Source organism: Streptomyces sp. NPDC001728 (assembly GCF_040297565.1).
GTDB lineage: Bacteria > Actinomycetota > Actinomycetes > Streptomycetales > Streptomycetaceae > Streptomyces.
Genome location: NZ_JBEOZK010000027.1, coordinates 1 through 24665, shown reverse-complemented (window position 1 = coordinate 24665; position 24665 = coordinate 1). Strand labels below are relative to the sequence as shown.

Annotated in this window: 24 protein-coding genes and 2 pseudogenes; 11 read left to right on the top strand and 15 right to left on the bottom strand. The window is 71.3% G+C overall.

Annotated features, from left to right (window positions below; genetic code table 11):
* Positions 1-40: 40 nt before the first annotated feature.
* The 5 genes from ABT154_RS30285 to ABT154_RS30265 all read right to left on the bottom strand — a co-directional run bounded on the left by ABT154_RS30285 (position 41) and on the right by ABT154_RS30265 (position 5508).
* Positions 41-517: a hypothetical protein gene (locus ABT154_RS30285; RefSeq protein ID WP_351861041.1), complete on the bottom strand. Its 477-nt coding sequence runs from the start codon at positions 515-517 to the stop codon at positions 41-43.
* 118 nt (positions 518-635) lie between these two features.
* On the bottom strand, positions 636-1016 hold the full coding sequence (locus ABT154_RS30280; RefSeq protein ID WP_351861039.1) for an LppU/SCO3897 family protein: 381 nt from the start codon (positions 1014-1016) through the stop codon (positions 636-638).
* A 121-nt stretch (positions 1017-1137) separates the two neighbouring features.
* Positions 1138-2742 carry a serine/threonine-protein kinase gene (locus tag ABT154_RS30275; protein ID WP_351861037.1) on the bottom strand — a complete coding sequence of 535 codons (1605 nt, stop codon included), beginning with the start codon at positions 2740-2742 and terminating at the stop codon, positions 1138-1140.
* Positions 2739-3398: a hypothetical protein gene (locus ABT154_RS30270; RefSeq protein ID WP_351861035.1), complete on the bottom strand. Its 660-nt coding sequence runs from the start codon at positions 3396-3398 to the stop codon at positions 2739-2741. The genes ABT154_RS30275 and ABT154_RS30270 overlap by 4 nt, the downstream gene beginning before the upstream one ends.
* Before the next feature lie 61 nt (positions 3399-3459).
* On the bottom strand, positions 3460-5508 hold the full coding sequence (locus ABT154_RS30265) for an N-6 DNA methylase (RefSeq protein ID WP_351861033.1): 2049 nt from the start codon (positions 5506-5508) through the stop codon (positions 3460-3462).
* Positions 5509-5680: 172 nt separating this feature from the next.
* On the opposite strand from ABT154_RS30265, the gene ABT154_RS30260 reads away from it, so the two are divergent.
* Entirely contained in the window at positions 5681-6388 is a 708-nt protein-coding gene (locus ABT154_RS30260) for an Rv1352/Rv1906c domain-containing protein (protein ID WP_351861031.1), read from the top strand.
* Between the two features lie 153 nt (positions 6389-6541).
* Here the strand turns inward: ABT154_RS30260 and ABT154_RS30255 are convergent, their stop codons facing one another.
* The 3 genes and pseudogenes from ABT154_RS30255 to ABT154_RS30245 all read right to left on the bottom strand — a co-directional run.
* Positions 6542-7294 carry an N-acetyltransferase gene (locus tag ABT154_RS30255; RefSeq protein ID WP_351861029.1) on the bottom strand — a complete coding sequence of 251 codons (753 nt, stop codon included), beginning with the start codon at positions 7292-7294 and terminating at the stop codon, positions 6542-6544.
* A gap of 60 nt (positions 7295-7354) precedes the next feature.
* Positions 7355-8041: an HNH endonuclease family protein gene (locus ABT154_RS30250; protein ID WP_351861027.1), complete on the bottom strand. Its 687-nt coding sequence runs from the start codon at positions 8039-8041 to the stop codon at positions 7355-7357.
* Positions 8042-8157: 116 nt separating this feature from the next.
* A pseudogene (locus ABT154_RS30245) lies at positions 8158-8637 on the bottom strand (SCO6745 family protein); the annotation flags it as partial.
* Between ABT154_RS30245 and ABT154_RS34020 the strand changes: the two are divergent.
* Positions 8572-8949 (top strand): hypothetical protein, encoded by a 378-nt coding sequence (locus ABT154_RS34020; RefSeq protein WP_502969619.1) that lies wholly within the window; start codon positions 8572-8574, stop codon positions 8947-8949. The pseudogene ABT154_RS30245 and the gene ABT154_RS34020 sit on opposite strands and share 66 nt — an antisense overlap.
* A gap of 24 nt (positions 8950-8973) precedes the next feature.
* Here ABT154_RS34020 and mfd read toward each other — a convergent pair whose 3' ends face one another.
* Positions 8974-12504 carry a transcription-repair coupling factor gene (gene mfd / locus ABT154_RS30235; RefSeq protein WP_351861025.1) on the bottom strand — a complete coding sequence of 1177 codons (3531 nt, stop codon included), beginning with the start codon at positions 12502-12504 and terminating at the stop codon, positions 8974-8976.
* Between the two features lie 274 nt (positions 12505-12778).
* Between mfd and ABT154_RS30230 the strand changes: the two genes are divergently transcribed.
* Positions 12779-13024 (top strand): type II toxin-antitoxin system Phd/YefM family antitoxin, encoded by a 246-nt coding sequence (locus tag ABT154_RS30230; protein WP_351861023.1) that lies wholly within the window; start codon positions 12779-12781, stop codon positions 13022-13024.
* 167 nt (positions 13025-13191) lie between these two features.
* Here the strand turns inward: ABT154_RS30230 and ABT154_RS30225 are convergent, their stop codons facing one another.
* Together ABT154_RS30225 and ABT154_RS30220 are read right to left on the bottom strand one after the other, a co-directional pair.
* The gene (locus ABT154_RS30225; RefSeq protein WP_351861021.1) at positions 13192-15762 is read right to left on the bottom strand and encodes an ABC transporter permease; all 2571 of its coding nucleotides are present in this window, start codon (positions 15760-15762) and stop codon (positions 13192-13194) included.
* On the bottom strand, positions 15759-16547 hold the full coding sequence (locus ABT154_RS30220) for an ABC transporter ATP-binding protein (RefSeq protein ID WP_351861019.1): 789 nt from the start codon (positions 16545-16547) through the stop codon (positions 15759-15761). The genes ABT154_RS30225 and ABT154_RS30220 overlap by 4 nt, the downstream gene beginning before the upstream one ends.
* Before the next feature lie 201 nt (positions 16548-16748).
* Between ABT154_RS30220 and ABT154_RS30215 the strand changes: the two genes are divergently transcribed.
* Positions 16749-18332 carry an MFS transporter gene (locus ABT154_RS30215; protein WP_351861017.1) on the top strand — a complete coding sequence of 528 codons (1584 nt, stop codon included), beginning with the start codon at positions 16749-16751 and terminating at the stop codon, positions 18330-18332.
* 143 nt (positions 18333-18475) lie between these two features.
* Positions 18476-18946, top strand: coding sequence for a DIP1984 family protein (locus tag ABT154_RS30210; RefSeq protein WP_351861149.1), 471 nt, complete (start codon positions 18476-18478; stop codon positions 18944-18946).
* A 341-nt stretch (positions 18947-19287) separates the two neighbouring features.
* On the opposite strand, the gene ABT154_RS30205 is transcribed toward ABT154_RS30210, so the two are convergent.
* Both ABT154_RS30205 and ABT154_RS30200 read right to left on the bottom strand, forming a co-directional pair.
* Positions 19288-19476: a DUF397 domain-containing protein gene (locus ABT154_RS30205; RefSeq protein WP_351861016.1), complete on the bottom strand. Its 189-nt coding sequence runs from the start codon at positions 19474-19476 to the stop codon at positions 19288-19290.
* Positions 19473-19760 (bottom strand): annotated as a pseudogene (locus ABT154_RS30200) (Scr1 family TA system antitoxin-like transcriptional regulator); the annotation flags it as partial. The pseudogene ABT154_RS30200 and the gene ABT154_RS30205, both read right to left, overlap by 4 nt.
* A 178-nt stretch (positions 19761-19938) precedes the next feature.
* Between ABT154_RS30200 and ABT154_RS30195 the strand changes: the two are divergent.
* The 5 genes from ABT154_RS30195 to ABT154_RS30175 all read left to right on the top strand — a co-directional run bounded on the left by ABT154_RS30195 (position 19939) and on the right by ABT154_RS30175 (position 22383).
* Positions 19939-20133 (top strand): hypothetical protein, encoded by a 195-nt coding sequence (locus tag ABT154_RS30195; protein WP_351861014.1) that lies wholly within the window; start codon positions 19939-19941, stop codon positions 20131-20133.
* On the top strand, positions 20126-20644 hold the full coding sequence (locus ABT154_RS30190) for a DUF6879 family protein (protein ID WP_351861012.1): 519 nt from the start codon (positions 20126-20128) through the stop codon (positions 20642-20644). Before ABT154_RS30195 ends, ABT154_RS30190 begins: the two co-directional genes overlap by 8 nt.
* Entirely contained in the window at positions 20641-21474 is an 834-nt protein-coding gene (locus tag ABT154_RS30185; protein ID WP_351861010.1) for a helix-turn-helix domain-containing protein, read from the top strand. The genes ABT154_RS30190 and ABT154_RS30185 overlap by 4 nt, the downstream gene beginning before the upstream one ends.
* A gap of 60 nt (positions 21475-21534) precedes the next feature.
* Complete coding sequence (locus tag ABT154_RS30180) at positions 21535-21747, top strand: hypothetical protein (protein WP_351861008.1); 213 nt, start codon at positions 21535-21537, stop codon at positions 21745-21747.
* A 426-nt stretch (positions 21748-22173) separates the two neighbouring features.
* On the top strand, positions 22174-22383 hold the full coding sequence (locus tag ABT154_RS30175; protein WP_351861006.1) for a DUF397 domain-containing protein: 210 nt from the start codon (positions 22174-22176) through the stop codon (positions 22381-22383).
* Between the two features lie 543 nt (positions 22384-22926).
* Here ABT154_RS30175 and ABT154_RS30170 read toward each other — a convergent pair.
* Positions 22927-23115: a DUF397 domain-containing protein gene (locus ABT154_RS30170; RefSeq protein ID WP_351861004.1), complete on the bottom strand. Its 189-nt coding sequence runs from the start codon at positions 23113-23115 to the stop codon at positions 22927-22929.
* Positions 23112-23966, bottom strand: a complete 855-nt coding sequence (locus ABT154_RS30165) for a helix-turn-helix domain-containing protein (protein ID WP_351861002.1) — start codon at positions 23964-23966, stop codon at positions 23112-23114. The genes ABT154_RS30170 and ABT154_RS30165 overlap by 4 nt, the downstream gene beginning before the upstream one ends.
* Before the next feature lie 102 nt (positions 23967-24068).
* Here ABT154_RS30165 and ABT154_RS30160 point away from each other — a divergent pair, with 102 nt between their 5' ends.
* A complete protein-coding gene (locus tag ABT154_RS30160; protein WP_351861000.1) occupies positions 24069-24569 on the top strand; it encodes an ATP-binding protein in 501 nt (166 codons plus the stop codon).
* The last annotated feature ends 96 nt before the right edge of the window (positions 24570-24665 follow it).

The window sequence follows — 24665 nt, the reverse complement described above, 5'->3', positions numbered from 1 at the left end:
GGTCCGGCGGGACCGGGTGATGTCACCCGTTCGTTCGGGATCAGGTGTCGTACTCGCCGTCCCAGGGGGCGGAGAAGCCCAGGCCGTCGGGGTAGAACTCGGCCCACACGCCACGTGCTTCCCCGTCCTCCTCGGCCCCATCGTCCTCCAGGACCAGGCCGAACCGCACTCCCTCGCACTGCACGGTGAACGGCGCGATCGCGATGTCCTGGTACTGCCGCTCGGGCAGCGCGTCCAGCCACTCGTCGAGCAGCCCGGACGCGGCATCGATCACCCTTCTCTCGCCGTCCGCCGACGTGCCGGTGAACTCGATGCGCGAGTCCAGGTGCCGGCCCGCCCCGTCGAACCGGTGGAGCACCGCGCACCAGCGTCTCCGCTTCTCCCAGTCGCCACCGATCCAGCCCTCGGAGAAGGCTCCGGTGACCGAGGCGAAGAACTGGCCACCACGCCACCGCCCGATGGTGCGCGTGCGGTAGTCGGGCTCGTACCTGATCGGAATGATCTCGGGAACGCTCATGGCCGAACCGTAGGCGTCACCTCTGACAACGGCCCTTCGTCGGCCCGAGCGCCCTCGGACGCGAGGAAGGGCCGGAACCCTGGGTTCCGGCCCTTCCTCGACTGGTCTTCGCGCGCGCTTACTTCGCGGGGACCTCTTCCAGGCAGAGGACGAACTTGTCCGACTTCAGCTGCTGCGCCAGCGCGGAGAGCTGGTCGCCGCACTGGTTCACGTCGAAGGTGTCGTCGATGACCTTGACGACCTTGAACAGGTCTGCCTTCCCGGAGGAGCAGTCCGTCGTGTCGACCTTCGGGTCGTTGTCGGGACCGGTCACGGTCACGCACTCGCCGGCCTCGGCGTGCACCGGGGCGTCGCCGGTCAGGTAGGGCAGTCCCAGCTTCACACCCACGGCCACGATGATCGCGAGGACGACTCCGCCGACCTTCTTCAGGAGGGCGCTGCCCTTCTTCGCGGGAGCGGCGGGCTGCTCGGGAGTGAAGGGCGCGGACGGCGTCGTCATGAGGGGTTCCTTGGGGACGCGGACATGATCAGACGCGAACGCTACATGCACCAAAAGCGGCAAAAAGGATCAGGAAGATCCACTCCTCGATCAGATGCCGAGTCGTGACCCTGGCATCACGTCAGGAACGCGGCCCCAGCTGCCTCTGGTGCTCCAGAACCCGCCTCAACTCCACCGGAAGCGGGTGATACGGACCGTACGCACGCTCCGCGTCGAACAGGAGCCTCTGGAGCTGGTCCTGTCCCTCCCCGTGCTCACCCGTCGCCACGAGCAGCAGCCCGGTCCGCTGCCGGATGTCGAACGCCCGGACCTGGTCACCCTCGTGCTCGAAGTGCGGCAGCACCGCGCGGAACTCCGCCAGCGCCTCCGCCGTCTCCCCCAGCTGCTCCAGACACAACGCCGCGTCATAACGGAATTGAAGAACCTGCGGATCCGCCGGGCCCGCCTCCGTCTCGCGGTCCGCCGCCAGACGCCGCAGCTCCGGCAGCGCACGCCCGTACCGGCCGTCGTCCATCAGTGTCGACGCGTACTGCTTGCGCAGGATGCGGACGACCGGCGACCGCTCCCCGTGCTCGGCCTCGGCCGTGGGCAGGATGCCTCCGAGGATGTCCACGGCCTGGGTGAGCGAGCCCTCGCCCAGCAGCCGCTTCACCTCGTCGACGGCGGCGGCCACATCGGCGGTGCGCGGCGGGTGGGCCGGTGGCGTCACGGCCGCCGCCGGCACGTACGCCCTCGGATCCGCCGGAGCCGGCACCCCGGCCGGTGCCACCGGCGTCGCCGGGGCCGAGGTCCGGGCCGCCGCCGCCTGCCCCGGCGCCCGGTCCGGCCACGGCGCGTGCGGGCGGAGGAACGGCCGGGTCGGGTCCATCGGCCCCACCGGCGCCCCCCGCGCGGGCAGCAGCGGCGCCAGGTGCTCGTACACCTCGTGCGCGCCGGACGGCCGTTCCCTCGGGTCCTTGGCGAGCAGGCGCAGGACCAGCGCTTCGAGGGCCTCCGGGACCTCGGGCCGCAGCTGGCGGAGCGGCAGCGGCGGCTCGTACAGATGGCGATGGAGGACGCCGAGCGCGGTGGACCCGGCGAACGGCACGTTCCCGCTGAGGAGTTCGTGGAGGAGCACACCGAGCGCGTACAGGTCGGTGGACGGGCCCACGGCGCCGCCCATGGCCTGCTCGGGCGCCATGTAGGCCGGGCTGCCGATGGGGGAACCGGTGTGCGTGAGGCGGGTGGTGTCGGCGTCGAGGACGGAGGCGACGCCGAGGTCGAGGACGACGACCGCGCCGTCGTGGCGGACCACCACGTTCCGCGGCTTGAGGTCCCGGTGCACGATCGGCACCGCGTGCACGGCGGCCAGCACCCCGCACAGCTGGGCGGCGACGCAGACCGCCCACTCCCAGGGGTACGGGTCGTGCTCGGCGAGGTGGTCGGCGAGGTCCGCGCCCTCCACGTACTGCATGACGAGGTACAGGTCCTCGCCCTCGCTGCCCGCGTCGTGCACGGTGACCAGACCGGGATGGCCGACCTGCGCGGTCACCCGGCACTCCCGCACGAAGCGGCGCCGCAGCTCGTCGGCGGCGGTCTCCGGGCCCGACAGGGTGGCCGGGCGGAGCAGCTTCACCGCGACCCTGCGGTCCAGCCGTCCGTCGTACGCCGTCCAGACCTGTCCCATGCCGCCCTGCCCGATGACGGTGGCCAGCTCGTAACGGCCGCCGATGACACGTCCGTTCACTTCTCCCCCTCCTTGCGGAGGAGATCGCTCAGCTCGTCGAGCTCGGCCCGGACCTGGTCGATGCGGGGCGGGTGCGGGGGCAGGGGCCCGTGGTTCGCGGGGAGCGGCCCGTGGTTCGCGGGGAGCGGCCCGTGGTTCGCGGGCGGCGGCGGGGCGAAGGTGTACGGGTTCGGGGCGCCGGTCGGGTCGGGTCGCGTGACGACGGCGGGCGGGGCGGACGGGGTACCCGGGGCGTAGCCGTGCCCCATCGGGAGGTACGGCGGCGGGGGCGGCGCCAGGACCACGATCGGCGCGGGCTGGTGGTGGCGGATGTCGACGACCAGGAAGTAGAAGGTCACGATCGCCATCTGGACGAGCAGGACCACCATGCCGGCGGTGTTCATCCAGGTGTCCGCGAACCGCTGCTCCAGCGGCACCACGCAGCCGATGTTCAGGCCCAGTTGGGCCCAGAAGAGCGCCCAGTCCCGCCCCGAGCGCCGCATGATCGCGATCCGGAGCATGGCGACCCACGCGAGGAAGCCAAGGGACAGCAGGACCAGGACCGTGATCAGCACTCGGACCGTGATCGTGGCCGCCGAAGGGCCGCCCGCACGCGCGCGCGTGGGGGCGGGCGCCCCGGTGGGCGTGGGTGCGGGTGTGGGCACCTGACCGTACATGCGAACGCTCCCCCAGAACGGATGATCACCCGATGATCCGGCTATGAGGGTATGCCGGTCTTCACCCCGGCTCCACAGTTCCGTCGGCGAGACCGTCGTACAGCCCCTGCACCAGCTGCTCGCCGAGCCGCGAGGCCAGTCGCAGCGCCTCCTCGAACTCGGCGAGCGACTTGAAGTGGGCGCCGTGGCGGCGCTGGTCCGCGAGGGGCAGCCGGGGCAGCTGGAGGCGGCGCACGTCGAGCCGGGTCGCGGTCGAGGCGAAGCTGCTCGCCTGCCGGTTGTTGGCGGTGCCGCGCAGGAATCCGGCGAGGAACCAGGGGTCGAGGGCGGCCGGGGCGGGGCGCAGCAGCTGGAGGTTCCGGCCGAGGGCGGCGCCCGCCGTGGCGGCGTCCACCACCCGTGCGACGGAGCCGCCGCCGAGCACGGGGACGACGACGTCGCCCTCGGCGACGAGGACCGGTTCCTCGGCGGGGGCGCCGGCGGGCAGGGTGCCGGAGGGCGCGCCGCCGGACAGCACGTCGTGCTCGGTGAGCACCGGGACGACGGCGTCCCCGGCCGGTGCGGTGCCCGGGCCGCCGGTGCGGAGCTGGAGGGCGCCGGTACGGGCGAGTTCGCCGACGGTCGTGAGGGGGCGGGGCCCGGGGCGCGCGGGGACCGGGGTCGGCGCGAGGCCCTGGGTGCGGCGCAGGGACTCGTCCAGGCGGTCCCGTACGGCGGCGAGTTCGGGCGCGGTGCCCCCGGCGGCGGGGGCAGTGAGGTAGCGGGCGGGCGCGAGGTCGACCTCGTCGTCGAGGAGTTCGACGACGGGGACGGCGCGGGCCACGGACTCGTCGCCGCCGCGTCCCGCCCAGGCGTCGAGCACGGCGTTGCGCAGGGCGGTCCAGGGGAGCTTGTCGCGGCCGGCGTCGGGGACGAGCCCGGCCGTGTCCACGAACAGGGTCTCCGCCGGGGGCCGCTGGTCGGCGCCCGGCCGGACGAGGACCCAGAGGTGGAGCGGGATGCCGTACGGGGGCGCGGCCCCGGCGGGCAGGGCCACGACCGCGCGGAGCGCGCCGCGGCGCAGCAGGTCGGCGCGGACGCGGCGGCCGGAGCGGCGGGAGGCGACGGCGGGCGGCATGAGGAGGACGGCGGTGCCGCCGTCGCGGAGCCGCGCGAGGGCGTGCTGCACCCAGGCCAGCTCGGATTCCGTACGGGCCGGGAAGCCGTACTCCCAGCGGGGGTCGTAGGCGAGTTCGTCATGGCCCCAGGTCCGCTCGTTGAACGGGGGGTGGCAGAGGACCGCGTCGGCGGCCAGGCCCGGGAAGGCGTCGGCGCGGAGGGTGTCGGCGGCGGCGGCACGAATGTCGGCGTCGCCGTGGAGGGCGAGCCGGAGGGCGGAGAGCGCGGCCAGGTCGGGGTCGGCGTCCTGGGCGTAGAGCGCGGTGGGGTGCGGGACGGCGCGCAGCAGGCCGCCGGTGCCGGAGGCGGGGTCCAGGACGGCGGCGGGGGGCCGGCCCTCGGGCGCGGCGGCGACGGCGAGGGCCGCCATCAGCTCGGCGAGCGGGGGCGGGGTCAGCGTGTACTGGCGCGGGTTGGCGTCCAGGTGGCGGCCGAGCAGGAACTCGAACGCCTGGCGGGCGCCGCCCAGCTCGGCGGCCAGCTCGACGGCCGCGCGGAGCAGGGGGACGGCGGGGACGGTCTCGGCCGGGGTGGGGGTGCGCACGGCTCTCGGCGCGCCGAAGCGGACGGTGAGCACCTCTTCGAAGACGCCGGGCAGCAGCTCGGCGAGCCGGGCGTCGGACAGGGCGGCCAGCTCGGTCCACGCGCCGGGGCGCGCACGGAGGAGGAGCAGGACGCAGCCGGTCTGTACGAGGCCGGCGACGGTGCCGGAGGGGTGGCCGGCGAGCTGCTGCCAGACGCGCTCGCGGAGCGGGACTTCGGCGAGTTTTCCCTGGTCGCGCAGCCACTGCTCGATGTCGGCGAGGGAGAAGGACGGGCTGGTCTCGGTGCCGCCGACGGGCTTGGGGAAGTCGGCGTGGCGGCGGCGCCAGTTGCTGACGGCGGCCCTGCCGACGCCCGCGAGCCGGGCGATGCCGGCGGCGGTGACCTCTGTCGTGCTCTCTTCGGGCACCTGTCCGTCTCCCCTCGTACGTGTGTGAACACAGCGAGCATAGCGCTCACACCCGTTCACGGCGTGAGCCAATCCATTCCCCGTGAACCCTGTTGACTCGGTTCACAGGTTCTGCTGTGATTACTCCATCGGAACACGAAGTCCCCACAGCGCCACGGAAGGTGCCACAGCCATGTCTCAGCAGCAGCAGCGCAACTGGTTCGCCCGCCACAAGGTCCTCACCGCCGCCGGTGCGGTCGTCGCGGTCATCGCGATCGGCGCGGCGATGGGCGGGGGCGGCGACGGCGGCTCCCCCAAGGCCGACGGCCGGCAGGAGCAGCCCGCGAAGCAGGGCGGCGACAAGAAGGCCCCCGAGTCCGAGGCACCGGCCGAGAAGAAGGTCGTCACGATCGACGGCGACGGCGACTTCGAGGTGGGCGCGGACGCGAAGCCCGGCCTCTACCGCTCCACGGGCAACAAGGACGCCGGGTGCTACTGGGAGCGCGCCAAGAACGCCTCCGGGGACACGGACTCGATCCTGGCCAACGACAACGTGACGGGCACCGGCTACGTCGAGATCAAGGCCACGGACAAGCTCTTCAAGTCCTCAGGCTGCGGCAAGTGGGAGGCCGTCGACGCCAAGGCGACCGGCACCCCCAAGAGCACGCTCAAGGGCGACGGGGGCATGTTCAAGGTGGGTGTCGACATCGCCCCCGGCACGTACAAGTCGACGGGGAACAAGGACGCGGAGTGCTACTGGGAGCGGTCGAAGGACGCGAGCCACAGCACGGACGCGATCCTCGCCAACGACAACGTGACGGGCACGGCCATCGTGAAGGTCACCGCCTCGGACGGCTTCTTCAAGACCTCGGGCTGCGGCGACTGGACGAAGACGGCCTGACCCGAGGACACGGCGAGGCCCGACGGCGCGACCCTGCTCGGAAAGCCCGGCCCGGAAAGCCCGGCCCGGTAAAAGTCCCGGCCCGGAAACGGCCGGAGGCCGCCGCCCCGGAGGGCAGCGGCCTCGGCGGTGGGCGCCCGGCTTCCGGTTCCGCTACGGAACCAGGCGGTGGCGGACCCAGACGTTGGGCTCGACGTAGACCGCGTAGCCGCGCGCGGCCTCGCAGTGGACGGGGACGAGGGCGCCCTCGACCTCGACCGGGCCGTCCGTGTCGAAGGGGAGGCCGGTCCACTTGCGCCACTGCTCGACGGAGCCCGCGACCGTCATCGACGCCGGGGCCACCGCCTCGACCACACCGCCCGCGCGGACATGGACACGGAGCCACGCGTCGTGCGGCAGGCCGTCGGACTCGCGGGTACGGAAGGCGTACTCGTGGATGGAGGCCTCGGCCTCCAGGTGCTTGCCGTTGGGGCGGACCGGGGCGACCAGTTCGGAGAAGCCGCGCGCGGCGACGTTCTCCCGCATCGCGGCCAGCATCCGGTGCGAGATGCCCCGGCCGAGGGCGCTCGTGTCGACGGTGATCTCGATGGCGCTGACCGTGTCGGCCTCCCGGCCGTGCTTCAGGTCCGAGAACGCCCAGAGCAGGACCTCGTCCCAGCCACGGGCCGGCAGCTCGCGGCGGCCGTCCACATCCAGCCTGAACGGCACGCTGAATCCACGCGCGACGACCTTGCCCTCGCCGTCGGTGGCGACGAGGACGTACTCCGGCAGCTGCCGGACGATCTGCCCGATGTTCGCCCAGCCCACCGGGTCGTACATCATGAACTCGGGCCAGAGGTCGCGCATCCCCCACATCGGCCCCTCGAGTTCGGGGCGTTCGGCAAGGGTCGTGATGTTCAGGTCCATGCGAGCAGACTAAAGATCATCTTCCGGGTGCTCAAACGTCTTTTCCGATACTTCGGAGTCCTACGGGAGTTTCTGCTGCGGGCAGCCCGCGAGGACCCGCTTCATCGCGTCCCGCTCCCCGTCCGTCACCCACACGCCGTACTTCTTCTTCACCGCGACCTGCCGGGCCACATAGGTGCAGCGGTACGCCGTGTTCGGCGGCAGCCAGGTCGCCGCGTCCCCGTCGGACTTGCGGCGGTTCGTGGCCGAGTCCACCGCGAGCAGGTTGAGCGGGTCGTTGGCGAAGCGGCGCCGGGTCTCCCCGTCCCACTTCTGCGCACCCTTCTGCCAGGCGTCGGAGAGGGCCACGACATGGTCGATGTCGACCTTGCTGCGCCCCCGGACGTAGGTGACGGTGGTCCCGGTGTACGGGTCGTCGGTGAGGGTCCCGGAGGCGACCTTGCAGTGGCCGTCCGTGAAGCGGACGCCGGTCAGATCGCGCTTGAGGACGTCGTCGCGGGTGCCGCAGCCGTTGCCGTCGACGTCGGCCCAGGCACGGCCGAACTTGTCCCGCTCGTAACCCGTCTTCGGCGCGCGGCCCTTGACGGTGAGGGTGTCCACGGCGGCGAGGGCGGTACCGCGCGCGGCGGGCTTCCCGGCGGAGCCGCCACCGGAATCCGGGGTGTCAGCTCCGGGTGAGCAGGCGGTGGTTATGAGGGCGGCGACAGCAAGTGTCGAGGCGGCCAGGGTCCTTCGGTACGTCAGCACCCTGGAATCCTAGGCCGGACGGTGACGGACCCTTCGTACCGTTGGTCCCGAATCGGACGGGCCCAAGGCCCCGCTGGAGGAGGCACGGGGAACACCGGGCCCCCTCCCCCGCCTCGCACCTTGCCGATGCCGAGGGTGTTCTCGGAGGGCAGCAGGCCGGAGCCGATCGCGGCCGGCCAGGGGCCGCCGAGCAGTTCGGCGAGCCGGGCGGTGCCGTCGGACCCGAGGGCGTCCCAGGGGGCGGCGGCCAGTTCGTCCGTACGCCGCTCGACCTCGGCGCGCAGGGCGCGGCCGTCCTCGGTGGCGGCCCCCGAGGCGCCCAGGAGTCCACGGACGGTCAGCCGCGCGCGGGCGTCGGACCACGCGGCGGCGCTCCAGCCCCGGCTCTCGAAGACGGGCTCGGGCGCGGCGCCGATCGCCGCGAACGAGACGAGCGCCTCGACCGGGTCGAGCCCGGCGGCCAGCAGGGCGGCGAGATGGCCGTCGCCCCGGTGTTCACGGAGGACCGTCGCGGCCCGCCAGAGGACCAGGTGCGGGGCCTCGGGCCAGGGCAGCTCGGCGTTGGCGGCGGCGAGCGGTCGGCCGGCGGCACCGGCCCCGACTCCCACACCCCCGACTCCCGCACCACCGGCACCACCGGCACCACCGGCCCCGACTCCCACACCACCGGCCCCGGCTCCCGCACCCCCGGCCCCCGTACGGCCGGCATCGCCGCCTGGTCCCTGGCCCACGGCTTCGTGACGCTGCTCCTCGGCCACGACCTGGACGACGCGCTCGGGGACCGGGACCCGGGCGAGCTGTTCCGCCCGCTGACGGGCCTGATGTTCGACACGGAGGCCGGGGACCCCGCAGACGCGAGGTCCGCCGGCGAGGAAGCCCCCGGCCGGGGACGCGGCCTCACGGCCTGAGCGTCACCGGCCGGGGACCTCGCCTCACGACCCCAGGATCGTCGTCAGGAACTCCCCGGTCCACCCGAGCAGTTCACGCCCCACCACCGGCTTCCCGCCGATCTTGCCCGCCGTCGGGCGCGGCACCAGGATCTGGTGGACCGCCGGCTTGATGACCGTGCGCGGGTAGAGCCGCTTGAGGCGCAGCTCCTGCGACTCCCTGAGCTCCACCGGGGCGAAACGGATGTTGGGCCCCTGGAGGACGATCTCGCCGACACCGCAGGCGCGCGCCAGCATCCGCAGGCCCGCCACGAGCAGCAGGTTCTCGACGGGCTCGGGCAGTTTGCCGTAGCGGTCGGTGAGCTCCTCGCGTACGGCCCTGATGTCCTCCTCCGAGTTCGCGGAGGCGATCGAACGGTAGGCCTGGAGCCGCAGCCGCTCGCCCGGCGCGTAGTCGTGCGGCATATGGGCGTCGACCGGCAGCTCGATCTTCACCTCAAGGGGCACCTCTTCCTCCACGCCGCCCTCCATCTGCGCCCGGTAGTCCGCTACCGCCTCGCCGACCATCCGTACGTACAGGTCGAAGCCGACGCCCGCGATGTGACCGGACTGCTCGCCGCCGAGCAGGTTGCCCGCGCCCCGGATCTCCAGGTCCTTCATGGCGACGTACATACCGGCGCCCATCTCGGTGTGCTGGGCGATCGTCGCGAGCCGCTCGTGCGCGGTCTCCGTCAGCGGCTTCTCCGGCGGGTACAGGAAGTACGCGTAACCCCGCTCGCGGCCACGGCCGACACGGCCGCGCAGCTGGTGGAGCTGCGAGAGGCCGAAGTTGTCGCCGCGCTCGACGATCAGCGTGTTGGCGTTGGAGATGTCGATGCCGGACTCGACGATCGTCGTCGAGACGAGCACGTCGAACTTCTTCTCCCAGAAGTCGACGACGACCTGTTCGAGGGCGCTCTCGGTCATCTGGCCGTGCGCCGTCGCGATCCGCGCCTCGGGGACGATCTCGCGGAGCCGCGCCGCCGCCCGGTCGATCGAGTCGACCCGGTTGTGGATGTAGAAGACCTGGCCCTCGCGCAGGAGTTCACGCCGGATCGCGGCGCCGATCTGCTTCTCCTCGTACGGTCCGACGAAGGTGAGGACCGGGTGCCGCTCCTCCGGCGGGGTGGTGATCGTCGACATCTCGCGGATGCCGGTGACGGCCATTTCGAGCGTACGGGGAATGGGGGTGGCCGACATGGTCAGCACGTCGACGTTGGCGCGGAGCTTCTTCAGCTGCTCCTTGTGCTCGACGCCGAACCGCTGCTCCTCGTCGACGACGACCAGGCCCAGGTCCTTGAACTTCGTCTCCGACGAGAACAGCCGGTGGGTGCCGATGACGACGTCGACGGAGCCCTCCCGCAGGCCCTCCAGGGTCGCCTTCGACTCGGTGTCCGTCTGGAAGCGGGACAGCGCCCGCACCTTCACCGGGAACTGCGAGTACCGCTCGCTGAACGTGCCGAAGTGCTGCTGCACCAGCAGCGTCGTGGGCACCAGGACCGCGACCTGCTTGCCGTCCTGGACCGCCTTGAAGGCGGCGCGCACGGCGATCTCCGTCTTGCCGTATCCGACGTCGCCGCAGATCAGACGGTCCATGGGGACCGTCTTCTCCATGTCCTCCTTGACCTCCGCGATCGTCGAGAGCTGGTCGGGCGTCTCCGCGTACGGGAAGGCGTCCTCCAGCTCCCGCTGCCACGGGGTGTCCTGGCCGAAGGCGTGGCCGGGGGCCGCCATCCGCGCCGAGTACAGCTTGATCAGGTCCGCCGCGATCTCCTTGACGGCCTTCTTCGCGCGCGCCTTCGTCTTCGTCCAGTCGGCGCCGCCGAGCCGGTGCAGGGTCGGCGCCTCGCCGCCCACGTACTTGGTGACCTGCTCCAGCTGGTCGGTCGGGATGTACAGCCGGTCGCCGGGCTGGCCGCGCTTCGCGGGGGCGTACTCGACGAGGAGGTACTCGCGGGTCGCGCCCTGCACGGTCCGCTGGACCATCTCCACGTACCGGCCGACGCCGTGCTGCTCGTGCACGATGTAGTCGCCGACCTCCAGGGTCAGCGGGTCGATCGTCTTGCGGCGCTTGGCCGGCATCCGCTGGCCGTCCTTGCCGGCCGCCTTCTGGCCGGACAGGTCGGTCTCGGTGAGCACGGCCAGCTTGAGCGCCGGGTCGACGAAGCCGTAGTCGATGGAGCCGGTCGACACGTGCACCAGGGACGGCGAGATCTCCGCGAGGTCCGTGTCGAGGCGGGCGGCGATGCCCTCGCCGCCGAGGACCTCGACCGTACGGGAGGCGGGGCCGTGCGCCTCCGTCACGTAGACCGTGCGCCAGCCCTCGGCCAGCCAGCCCTTGGTGTCGGCGAGCGCGCGGGCGGTGTCGCCGCGGTAGGACTCGGGGGCGTGCATGCCGAGAACGAGGGTGTCCCCCGACACGGTCTCGTCCGCGGCGAACGGCGACACCGACCACCAGGCGATGTCCAGCTCGCGGGCCCGGTCCCGGACGTCCGCGATCCCCCGCAGGGAGGCCGCGCCGACGTCGATCGGGGCCTCGCCGCCGCCCGCCGTGGCCGCCCAGGAGGCCTGCAGGAACTCCTGGCTCGTGGCGACCAGGTCGGCCGCGCGGGTCCTGACCCGCTCGGGGTCGCAGACCACCGCCATCGCACCCTCGGGCAGCACGTCGAGCAGCAGCTCCATGTCGTCGACGAGGACCGGCGCGAGGGACTCCATGCCCTCGACGGCGATGCCCTCGGCGATCTTGTCGAGGAGTTCGCCCAGCTCCGGGTGGGCCTCGGCGAGCGCCGCCGCCCGCTGCCGCACGTCCGGCGTCAGCAGCAGCTCACGGCAGGGCGGCGCCCACAGACCGTGCTCGGCCACTTCCAGGGACCGCTGGTCGGCGACCTTGAAGTAGCGGATCTCCTCGACGTCGTCACCCCAGAACTCGATCCGGAGCGGGTGCTCCTCGGTCGGCGGGAAGACGTCCAGGATTCCGCCGCGCACCGCGAACTCGCCGCGCTTCTCGACCAGCTCCACGCGCGCGTACGCGGCGGCGGCGAGGCCTTCGACGATCTCGTTCAGGTCGGCGCTCTGCCCGCTCCTGAGGGCCACCGGCTCCAGGTCGCCCAGGCCCTTGACCTGCGGCTGGAGTACGGAGCGGATGGGCGCCACGACCACGCTGACGGGACCGGCGGCCGGGTCGTCGTCGCGGGGGTGGGCGAGGCGGCGCAGTACGGCGAGACGGCGGCCGACGGTGTCGGAGCGGGGCGAGAGCCGCTCGTGCGGGAGCGTCTCCCAGGAGGGGTACTCGACGACCCGGTCCGGGTCCAGCAGGGACCGCAGGGCGGCGGCCAGGTCCTCGGCCTCCCGCCCGGTCGCGGTCACCGCGAGCACCGGCCGCCCCGAGTCCCTGGCGAGCGCGGCGACGGCGAAGGGCCGTGCCGCCGCGGGCCCGACCAGATCGACGTGCGGGCGGTTCCCGTCGGCGGCGGCCTTGACCGCCTCGGCGAGGGCCGCGTCCTTGACGACGACATCGAGCAGACCGTGCAGGCTCATGGAGCTTCCATCCCGGGTTCGGACGACGGGGGCGGGCAACGCGAACAGCCCGACACGTCGAACGGGCCGGGTGGTCCCGGGCGCGCACGGCCCGGTCGCCCCCACCCTACGACGTACGCCCGCCACCCGCCCGAAGGAAAGGGGCCGCCCGGGAGGGTGCCGGAACGGGCCGCAGGCCGGCTTGTCGCACTACGCTTTAGTTCAGTACTCGGTCCACCCGGCACACCCCCAGCACACACCCGGCTCTGAGCCCTCCCCACTGTGAGAGGCCGCTATGGAAGCAGCCCGGCAGTACAGCGCCCAAGACGCGCAGATCCACTTCTCCAAGATCCTGGAAGCGGTCGCCACCGGCGAGGAGGTGATCATCAGCAGGTCCGGCGAACCGGTCGCGAAGGTGGTCCCGCCGGCCGGCAGGCCCCGCCGGGGCGATCACGGCACGCTCAAGGGCCGTATCCCCGCGTCCGACGACTTCGACGATCTCCCCGAGGGCTTCGACGAGGCCTTCGGGGACGACGAGTGACCTTCCGGAGCGGCACGACGGGCTCCGGAGCGGCACGACGCCCCGGAGCAGCACGACGGGCTCCGGAGCGGCACGACGGCCCCGGTGGACCTGGCAGGGTCCACCGGGGCCGTGCTCCCCCGTTCCGTCCCGCGACCGTCACCCGCTCACGATCGCGTTCTGGACGCCTACTCGCTGGCGATCGCGTTCAGTACGTTCATCCGGCCCGCCCGGAACGCCGGGACGAGGGCGGCGAAGAGGCCCACGAAGGCCGAGCCGATGAAGACCACCAGGATCGTCGGCCAGGGGATCTCCAGGACGCCGAGGCCCTGCAGCGCCAGGAGCTTCTGGGCGGACGTGCCCCAGCCCATGCCCAGGCCGAGGCCGAGCAGCGCGCCGAAGAGGGCGATGACCACCGACTCCAGGCGGATCATGCGGCGCAGCTGGCGGCGGGAGAGGCCGATGGCCCGCATGAGGCCGATCTCGCGGGTCCGCTCGACCACGGAGAGCGCCAGGGTGTTCACGACGCCGAGCACCGCGACGACGATCGCCAGGGCGAGGAGCCCGTACACGATGTTGAGCAGCTGGCCGACCTGGTCCTGGAGTTCCTTCTTGTAGTCCGCCTGGTTGCTGACCTTGTACTGCGGGTACGGCGCGAGCGCGTCCTTGAGCGCCTGGTAGGCCTGGGTCTCCTGGCCGTCCTTCGCGCTGGCGAGGATCAGCAGGCTCTGCGGCATCCGCTCGGCGGGGACGTTCTCGGCGAGGGTGGAGACGTTGATGTACATCGCCCCCTTGTCGACCTGCCCGGTGTCCGCGGTGATCGCCGCGACCTTCAGCTTCGCCTTCTCGCCGCCCTTGAAGGCGAGGGTCAGCACGTCGCCGACCTTCACCCCGTGCTGGGTGGCGTAGTCGCTGCCGACGGACATCGCGCCCTTGCCGTACGCGTCGGCGAGGGTGCCGGCCGTGGTCTCGCGGCGCAGGTCCTTCGTGTACGACGGTTCGGTGGCGGCCAGATCGGCGGTCGTGGTCCTCCCGCGCGGGTCGGTGACGGTGGCGTCGACCCGCCGGTACTCGGTGACGTGGTCCAGGCCCGGCGCCTTCTCCATCGCGGCGGCGGCCTGCGGCACGATCGGCTGCCCCGTACCGGACTGCACGATGAAGTCGGCGCCGACGGACCGGTCCAGTTCGTCCGTGGCCGAGGCGACCATCGAGGAGCCGACCACCGACAGGCCGGCGACGAGCGCGAGGCCGATCATCAGGGCGGCGGCGGTGGCGCCGGTGCGGCGCGGGTTGCGCAGCGCGTTCCGCTCGGCCATCCGGCCGACCGGGCCGAAGATCCGCAGGACGACGACGCCCAGGGCGCGGACGACGGCGCCCGCGAGGAGCGGGCCGACGACGACGAAGCCGAGCAGGGTGAGGACGACGCCGAGGCCGAGCCAGAGAGAGCCGGGACCGGCCTCGTCGGCGCGGGCCGCGGCGAACAGCGCCGCCGCTCCGGCGGCCGTCATGGCCAGGCCGATGCCGCCCCGCACCCGGCCCGCCCTGCCGTCGGCGGGGGTGCCCGCGTCGCGGAGGGCGGCCATCGGGGAGACCTTCCCGGCGCGGCGGGCCGGGATGTACGCGGCGAGGACGGTGACGACGATGCCGAGCAGGAGGCCGACGGCCGGGGTCGTCCACTTGACGGTGAGGTCGCGGGTGGAGAGTTCCATGCCCATCGAGGACATGAGGTTCATGAGGCCGACGGCGAGGCCGACGCCGGCGGCGACACCGGCGACCGAGCCGACGAGGCCGAGGAGCAGCGCCTCGACGAGGACGGAACGGTTCACCTGCTTGCGGCTGGAGCCGATCGCCCGCATGAGGCCGATCTCGCGGGTGCGCTGGGCGACCAGCATGGAGAAGGTGTTGACGATGAGGAAGATGCCGACGAGGAAGGCGATCCCGGCGAAGCCGAGCATCGCGTACTTCATGACGTCGAGGAAGCCGGCGACGTCCTCGCGGCCCGCGTCGGCGGCCTCGGCGGCGGTCTGGAGCTTGTAGCCGCCGCCGATCGCGGCGGCGATGTCCCGCTTCAGGACGTCGTCGCTGACACCGGGCTTCGCGTCGGCCGCGATCTGGGTGAACAGGCCTTTCTTGCCGAGGAGTTCGCGCTGAGCGGTGGCGGTGTCGAAGTAGACGACGGTGGCGCCCGGGTTGGTGACCTTGAACTCGGCGATGCCGGAGATCTTCGCGGTGAAGTCACCGGTGACGGAGATCGTGCGCAGCGTGTCGCCGAGCTTGAGGCCGTGCTTCTCGGCGGCGGCGCTGTCGACGACGACCTCGGTGGGGCCGCGCGGCTCGTGGCCGGAGGCGATCTCCACCGAACGCAGCTCGTTGGGGCTCCAGTTGACGGCGATGGTCGGGGCGCCGCCGGTGGGCCCGACGTTCTTGTTCTTCGCGTCGACGACGGTGACGCCGGTCGAGACGACCGCGCCCTGCACGGACTGGACGCCGTCGACCTTCCTGACCTGCTCGACGAGCGAGGCGGGGAGGGACTCGGGGCGGCCGGTCCGCGGGGTGTCGCCGTCGGAGGAGGCCTTGGGGCTGACGGTGACGTCGGACGCCGTCGACGCGAAGAGCTTGTCGAACGTCGTGTTCATGGTGTCGGTGAAGACCAGGGTCCCACTGACGAAGGCGACGGAGAGGAGGACGGCGACGGCGGACAGCGCCATCCTGCCCTTGTGCGCGAAGAAGTTGCGCAGCGAGGTCTTCATGACGCTCATGAGGTCCGCCCGCGTGCGTCGAAGTCCTTCATGCGGTCGAGGACGGCGTCGGCGGTGGGCCGCAGCATCTCGTCCACGATCCGGCCGTCGGCGAGGTAGAGGACCCGGTCCGCGTAGGAGGCGGCGACCGGGTCGTGGGTGACCATGACGATCGTCTGGCCCAGCTCGTCCACGGACGTACGGAGGAAGCCGAGGACCTCGGCGCCGGCCCGGGAGTCGAGGTTTCCGGTCGGCTCGTCACCGAAGATGATCTCGGGCCGGGCGGCGAGCGCGCGGGCCACGGCGACGCGCTGCTGCTGGCCGCCGGAGAGCTCGTTCGGGCGGTGCTTGAGCCGCTCGGAGAGGCCGACGGTGTCGACGACCCGGCGCAGCCACTCGGCGTCCGGCTTCCGCCCGGCGATGTCCATCGGGAGCGTGATGTTCTCGATCGCGCTCAGGGTCGGCAACAGGTTGAACGCCTGGAAGATGAAGCCGATCCGGTCCCGGCGCAGCTGTGTCAGCTTCTTGTCCTTGAGGCCGGTGATCTCGGTCTCGTCGAGGAAGATCTGCCCGCTGGTGACGGTGTCGAGCCCGGCGAGGCAGTGCATCAGGGTCGACTTGCCGGAGCCGGAGGGCCCCATGATCGCGGTGAACCGGCCGCGGGCGATGTCGACGTCGACGGAGTCCAGTGCGACGACCCGGGTCTCCCCGGAGCCGTACGACTTGACGACCTGACGCGCCCGCGCGGCGACGGCCGTGCTCCCTTCAGTACCCCCGTGCCTGGGGATGGTCACAGCCGTGGTCACGATTTTCTCCTAGCGATGGCGTGAAGCAGCGGGTGGCTTTGTAAGTTCAAGTTAAGAAGCCGGTACGGCACTTCACCTCCTCCGCCGGGACGAACGGCCCCTGGCCCGTATGGGGGAGATGCCCCTAGGGGTTCCTCCGCCTGTGGTCCTGGTGGGACCCTGACCCCGCACATTTAGGTGTACGAAGAAAGGAATGCCGCGGTGACGGAGCCGTACGTGAAGGGGGTCGCGACAGCGGGCCCGACCACCCCAGCCCCCCGCCGCGGACCCGTAGTGGTCGCCCTGATGCTCGGCATGGGGCTCGCCGCCATCGACGGCACGATCGTCTCCACCGCCGTCCCCCAGATCGTGGGCGACCTCGGCGGACTCTCCGTCTTCTCCTGGCTGTTCTCCGGCTATCTGCTCGCCGTGACCGTCACCCTCCCCGTGTACGGGAAGCTCAGCGACACCTTCGGCCGCAAGCCGGTCCTCATCACCGGCGTCGTCCTCTTCCTCATCGGCTCCCTGCTGTGCGCGGGCGCCTGGAACATGGCTTCGCTCATCGCCTTCCGCGTCGTCCAGGGCCTCGGCGGCGGCGCGCTCCAGGGCACCATCCAGACGATCGCCGCCGACCTCTACCCGCTCAAGGAGCGCCCCAAGATCCAGGCCAAGCTGTCCTCCGTGTGGGCCGCTTCCTCGGTGGCGGGCCCCGCCGCCGGCGGCCTCCTCGCGGGTTACGCCGACTGGCGCTGGATCTTCCTGATCAACCTGCCGGTCGGGTTCGTCGCCCTGTGGATGATCGTCCGGCACCTGCACGAACCGGAGCGGTCGGCCCCCCGCGCCCCCGGCACCCCCGGCACCCCCGGCACCCCCGGCACCCGCGTACGGATCGACTGGGCCGGAGCCCTCGCGATCTTCGCGACCGGGGCACTGCTGCTCACCGCGCTCGTCCAGGGCGGCGTCGCCTGGCCCTGGCTCTCGGCGCCCTCCCTCGGCCTCCTGGCCGGAGCGGCCGTCCTCGGCGCGGTCACGGTGTACGTCGAGCGGCGCGCCGCCGAACCGATCATCCCCGGCTGGGTCTGGCGCCGCCGCACGATATCCGCCGTCAACCTCGCCCTCGGCGCGCTCGGCCTGCTCATGGTCGCGCCGACGGTCTTCCTGCCGACGTACGCCCAGTCCGTCCTGGGCCTCGGCCCGATAGCCGCCGGGTTCGTCCTCTCGGTGATGACCCTGAGCTGGCCCATCAGCGCGGCGTTCTCGAACCGGATCTACGGCCGGATCGGCTTCCGCCTCACCGCCGTCATCGGCATCTCACTCGCCCTGCTCCTGCTGCTCGCCTTCCCGTTCCTGCCGTTCCCCGGGGAACCCTGGCAGCCGGCACTGATCATGCTGCTCCTGGGCGCGGCCCTGGGCCTCTTCCAACTGCCGCTGATCGTGGGCGTCCAGTCGACGGTCCCGTACGAGGAGAGGGGCACGACCACCGCGTCGGTGCTGTTCTGCCGGCAGGTCGGCCAGAGCGTGGGCGCGGCCGTCTTCGGCGCCGTCGCCAACGGTGTCCTCGCCGCCCGCCTCGGCGGCGGCGACCTGGACACCCTGGCCCGCGCGCTCGACGACCCCGGCTCCCTGACGGCCGGGGCGCTGGACGGCCTGCGGCACGCGGTCGACGCGGCGGTCGACTACGTCTTCATCGGCGCGGCGGGCGCGGCGGCCCTCGCCCTCGTGGTCCTGCTGACCCTGGCACCCCGCCGCTTCCCGGTCCTCAAGGAGGCGGCGGGGGCCGACCGCAGCGAAGAAGCCAACGCCTGAGGCAGGCTTTGGTGGCACTCCGAGCAGCCGTCCGCTCTCACTCCAGCCGCTGGTCAGGGCTCCGGTGGAGCAAAATCCAATTGCGTATGAGCTGGTTCACACCCATACAATCGCGCGAGCTCATGGAGACGGAGGTGGCGACAGTGAAGCTTGCTGAGGCATTGGCAGAACGTGCGGAAGCGACGCGCCGTGTGGAACAACTACGAGCGCGCGTCGTCAGCAGTGCGCGGTACCAGGAAGGGGAGACACCCGCCGAGGACGCGGCTCAGCTGTTGGCTGAGGCCGGCGAGGTGCTGGACGCTCTGGAATCGTTGATCCGGCGGATCAACCGGACCAACGCCACCGTGGAGATGAGTCCGGACGGCACCCTCACCGATGCCCTCGCACGCCGGGACGTCCTGCGGTTGCGTCACTCCGTGGTCACCGCGGCGGCGGACGCGGCGGCGGGTAACGGCGAGCGCGGATACGGCCGGCAGCTTCGGTCCGAGCTGATGATGCTCTCCGCGCTTCCGGTCGCGGAACTGCGCGGTCGGGCGGATGTACTCGCCCGGGAGATCCGCGAGGTCGATGTGCGGATCCAGCGCACGAACTGGGAGGTCGATCTGCTGGACTGAGCAGTCCAGCAGATCGCGACGATGTGGAGCAGGTAGCGGCTTCGGAGGCGTGCACACACCGAGGGCTGGCGGTTTCCAGCCCACTCCTGGCGCGTGAAGAGCAACGCTGGGGTTCGACTCCCCATCAACAGTGCAGCTCAGCACCGCGTACAGGTGAAGGTGCACATCGCACAGCACATCACCACGTGCAGATCCGAAGCGGCGAGGGCGGGTTCGGGGCTTTCCACATCACAGCATGACCACCTTGATGCTGCGGCATGCCGCAGCAGGGTGAAACGAGAGCCCTGCCCGTCGTCCGGCTTGGACGGGCAGGGCTCACACGCGTACAGACGGCGGCTGTACTACTCCGCCGAGGCGAGCCCGACGAACCCGGCCCACGCGTCACGCGAGAGCCGGAGGGCCGGACGGGACACGTCCTTGGAGTCCCGGACGTGCACGGCTCCCGCGCCGGTCGCGACCTCGACGCACTGGCCGCCCTCAGTTCCGCTGTAGCTGCTCTTGAACCAGGCGAGGGGCTCGGCGGTGTTCATAGCTCTCCCAGCAACTTCTCGATGAACGCAAGCGACTCTCGCGGACTGAGAGCCTGTGACCGGATGATCCCATAGCGCGCGGCGGCGAGAACGGTCTGCTCCGGGTCGGTCACCAACGAGCTGGTGTTCTGCGCCTCGACATACAGGAACTTCTTGCCGTCCTTGCGCGTGACGACCGTGAACGGGCCGTTCACGCCCACGTTGTCGTCGCAGTCGGTGGGCATGACCTGGAGCTCGACGTTCCGCCGCTGGCCGATCAGGAGCAGGCGCTCCAACTGCCCGCGGGGACCCCCGCCCCGTCCGCCAACTGAGCGGCAGGGAGGAAACTCGCATGGCTGATCGGAGCTTTCGCGCGGGGCGTGTCGCCCGGTTTCCCGTCTTGGAAACTGGAACCCCTTGCTGCGCACAGCAGTGCAGCGTAACGATCAGACAGGACAAGGAACTCCGGGAAGGGGAACGTGCATGAAGGTGACCAGGCTCGCCACGACGTGCGATATGTCCGACTGTCCCACCCTCTACAAGACGGACAGGGGAACGATCCTCGTACAGGGCGAGACGCCCAAGGATCACGGGCTCTCGATTCCCGATCACGAAACCCTGGTGGAGATCCCCATGGAGCTGATCCGAGAGGCGTTCGGAGACCAGCTCAGTGACTAAGACCCTCGGGGACCTCTTCGGCTCGTTCCAGCGGGAGGCGTTCCGGCTGGAGACCCTCGCCGACTACAGCCGCTCCGGCAGTGTGGACGCGTACCGGCTGTTCCTGGACGGGCAGCCCACGCCCGTCGACTACAACGCCGACTGGCTCGCCGACGTCCGGGCGCACACCTCCGCCGGGCGGAGGATGTACCGGGTGCATGTTCTGGCCCGGCCCCTCACCCCGTATCTGCGCTTCGAACTCGGATGGGGCTACGTCACGAACGCCACGGCCGGCGAGGAGTTCTACATCCTGGACGTGACCGAGCAGCCGAGCCCGCTGCCGCCGAGCATCGGGGACTTCTGGCTGTTCGACTCCACCACCGCCGCCCCCATGCGGTACGACGGCGAGGGCGGGTTCCTCGGGGCCGACGTGCTGTCCGACGACCGGTGCCCCGAGTACGTCACGTACCGGGATACGGCTCTGGCACACGCCGTTCCGTTCGCCGACTGGTGGGCGAAGCACGAGGCGTGAACCGTTCGGAGCTCGGCGCGGCACTGCGGGCACTACGTGACGCCTCTGGCAAGGAGGCGAAGGTGGTCGCCCGTGGTGCTGTCATGTCGCAGAGCAAGTTCAGCAAGATCGAGACGGGGAAGCTGAGTCCCAGCGCCGACGACGTCGAACGCATCCTTACCGCGATCGGCGTTTCCGGCCAGGTCAAGGCCGAGTACATGGACGCGGCCCGTGCCGTCGCCACCGATGCCAAGGCGTGGCGGCTGATCCAGCGCGCGGGGCTGCACAAGGCACAGCGGAAGCTCAAGGCCGTCGACGCTGACATGCGCACACTGCGACTGTTCCAGCCCGCGCTGGTGCCCGGCCTCTTCCAGACCCCGGAGTACATGCGGGCGATCCTGTCCCGCCACAAGGGCCTGACGGAGGCCACGGTGAGGGAGACCGTGAGCGCAAGGATCGAGCGGCAGGAAGTCCTCTACGACGACAGCAAGACTCTGCGCTTCGTGATCACGGAACCGGTGCTGTCGTGGCTCATCGTGCCCCCGCTGGTCATGGCGGGACAGTTGGACCGGCTCGTCTCCGTGTCGCGCATCCCTCACGTGGATCTGCGGGTGGTGCCGTTGGCCGGCCCGAAGCACGACATCCCCAATCACGCCTTCGTCATCCGGGACGACAGGGCCGTGACCGTGGAGACCGTCCACGCCGAGGTGATCGTCACGGACCCGCGGGACGTCGCTCTGTACGTCGCGAAGTTCGACGGATTCGCCGCTCATGCCCTTGATGGCGACGACATGCGTGCCCTGATCACCCGTACCCGGGACGAGCTTTTGCGGCAACGGGAAACCGGCTAGAAGCTCACCCCCTGGACGGCGACGCTCTACCCATCACAGGCTGAGCGAGGGAGCGGCGTCATGGCGGCGAAGACTGCGGTCGACACCAACAGGGACGAGTACACGACGTACGTGCCGAGCGGTCACCGCTGCGTCAGGTGCGAGCAGCCGATCACCTTGTCGGAGCCGTGCCGCCGGGCCACCCTCGGCGCGGGGTCCGGCTCGCAGACCGTCACCTACCGGCACCTGGACTGCGAGGACCTTAACGGCACAGAGCGCGGGGCCTCGCGGTGACCACCCCGAAGCCGATCAGTCCAATCGGCCCGATCAGCGACCCCGACGGGCCGTATGCGGCTTCATCCGAGGGCTGGTGGACTCGGTACGGAGGAGCTGTCGACACCCGCTCCGGGGTCGTCCGCATCCCGTCCGGTCCGGATACGGCAGCGCTGCGTACCCATCCGTACCCGTGCCGTTGCGGGGGCCAGTGATCGGCAGCGTGATCACCGAGCAGGACTGTCAGCGATGCAGGTGCCGTGTTCGCGGCGTGAACGGCCTCTACGCGTGCCCCAGGTACGAGCACGGCAATCACTGGTCGGAGGCACGTGTGCCGCACAGACTCCCGTCCCTTGCGTGCTGACGCCGATGCGTACGGAAGGGACGGGCACGCAGGACCGGTCCGGGGACCGATTCCCCACTCGTTCCGCCGAAAGGACACGCACCATGACGCGACAGCCGGAATTCTCCTTCGTCAAGACGGCCGTTTGCCGTGACGCCCGCGTGAACAACTGCCCCGAGGTCGCGACCAACGTTCCGGGAATCGTCACCTTGCGCGACAGCGACCGGCCGGACACCGTCGTCACGATGACGGCGGCGCAGTGGGCGGACCTGACGGCCGCTGTGAAGGCCGGCGAGTACGACGTGAATGCCTGAGAGCAGGCCCCGTGCCGAAGTGCCCCCGTTGTGAATCCGAGTGCTCCACCGATCCGGAGAACGAGTTGCCGTGGTGTGCCTGGTGCGGGGCGTTCTTCGGGCTCTCTGCGCCTGCCTGCCGGGGCTTGTCGTCGTGGCGCACCGCTGCCACCCGGACCCCTGTCCAGCCACGCGAACACTGAGCGGGACCCGACCGCCATCACGCCGTTCGCACGCTCTTCCTCATGGGCGCGCGGGCGGGGTTACGCGTCGTCCTGGCCCTCGTCCTTGCCGCTGCGGTCTCGCACGTACGTTCCCCGCTGCGACACCGTGTAGACGTACCCAAGCTCACGCAGGTGCCGGACCGCCCGTCATGCGGTGTCCCACGCCACGCCCCACCGCTGGATAAGCGCGGACTCCGAAGGAAGCTGCCCGCCGTGAACGTCGCGCTCTGAGTCAAGTGCCGCACGCTCACAGACACCCCGATCCCCGCCGCTTCCCGGTCCTCAAGGAGGCGGCGGGGGCCGACGACTGACCGCGCGGCGTGTACAGACGGCGGCTGTACTACTCCGCCGAGGCGAGCCCGACGAACCCGGCCCACGCGTCACGCGAGAGCCGGAGGGCCGGACGGGACACGTCCTTGGAGTCCCGGACGTGCACGGCTCCCGCGCCGGTCGCGACCTCGACGCACTGGCCGCCCTCGCCACCGCTGTAGCTGCTCTTGAACCAGGCGAGGGATTCCGTGTTGTTCATAGCTCTCCCAGCAATTTTTCGATGTACGCCAACGACTCTCGCGGGGTGAGAGCCTGTGCCCGGATGATCCCATAGCGGGCGGCGGCCAGGACGGCCTGCTTGGGATCGGTCTCCAGGGCGCTGGCACCCTGGGCTTCGGAGTAGACGAACCTCTTTCCGTCCTCACGAGTGATGACGGAAAACGGTCCGTCCACACCGGAGTTGTCCTCGCAGTCGAGCGGCATGACCTGGAGTTCGACATTCCTCCGTCGACCGACCAGGAGGAACTGTTCCAGCTGTCCGCGCAGCACCTCGCTGCCGCCGAACTTCCGCCTCAGGACCGACTCGCACATGACGAAGCTCAGCAGCGGCTCGGGGCGCCGGTCGAAGATGTCCTGCCTGGCCAGTCGGGCGGTCACGCGCTGCTCAAGCGCCTCCGCGTCGAACAGCGGACGCCTGTTGCCGAAGAGCGCCCGCATGTACTCCTCGGTCTGGAGCAGGCCGTTGCCCACCAAGGTGTCGTAAGCCAGCAGTTCCACGGCCCGCTTCTCCAACAGCGCCATCCCCTGGAAGAACGCCGGGTACTGCGCCCGCTCCAGCTGGTCCTTCCACACCATCAGCAGTCCGCCCGCGTCCAGCACCTCATCGGACCGGTCGATCGCGCGCGGCGGCGGGATCCTCCTGCCCTGCTCGCACGAGGCGATGGTCGACGCCGAGTAGCCCAGCCTCTTGCCGAACTCCTCCCGCTCCATCCCCGCCCGCACCCTCAGTGTCTTCAGGCTCTGCCCGAACGCCGCCACCACGCCCTGTCCGGACTTGTCCGCCGAATGACCGGCGTCCGCCACCTCGGCCTCAGGCCCTTCCTCCGCCACGCGCCCCGCCTCTCGTACCGGCACCGACACCCCACGTACAAGGCCTTCGCGTCGGTGCGTCACCACTGGTCACGCTACGCCACCAAGAGGAGCGTGGGAGCCATGACGAGCAACAACCTCAGCCCCACCGCCACCACCCAACTCTCCGGTGCCTCGCCTTACTTGGAGAGCAGGCTTTTCAGCATGCGGTTCACCTCGACGCCCCGGGGTGCCCGGCTGGCCCGGCGGCTCGTGGCCGTACGACTGGACGAGTGGGGTGTCCCGTACGGGACCGGGGCGCACGAGACGGTCGTGCTGGTCGCCGCCGAGCTGGCGACGAACGCGGTGCGGCACGGGCACGTGCCGGGGCGGGACTTCCGCGTCTCGCTGCGCGTCACGGAGGGGAGCGCGCCGGTCGCGCGGATCGAGGTGAGCGACACCCGGGCGGAGCGCGTACCGCCCCGGCCCGGGACGCTCCCCGGCCCCGGTCCGGAACTGACGGACGGGGGGCGGGGGTTGCTGCTCGTCGACGCGCTCGCCGACCGCTGGGGCTGGTGCCCGAGGGCCGGGGCGCCGGGGAAGACGGTGTGGGCGGAGTGCGCCCTCACCCGAGAGGCGGGCTAGAACCAACGCCGTTCAGTTAAGGGCGGGGCCGGGGCGTCAAGGGTCGGTCGTGAGCATGCTGATGCTGATGGTGGCCTTGTAGGTAGCCCGGTCGAT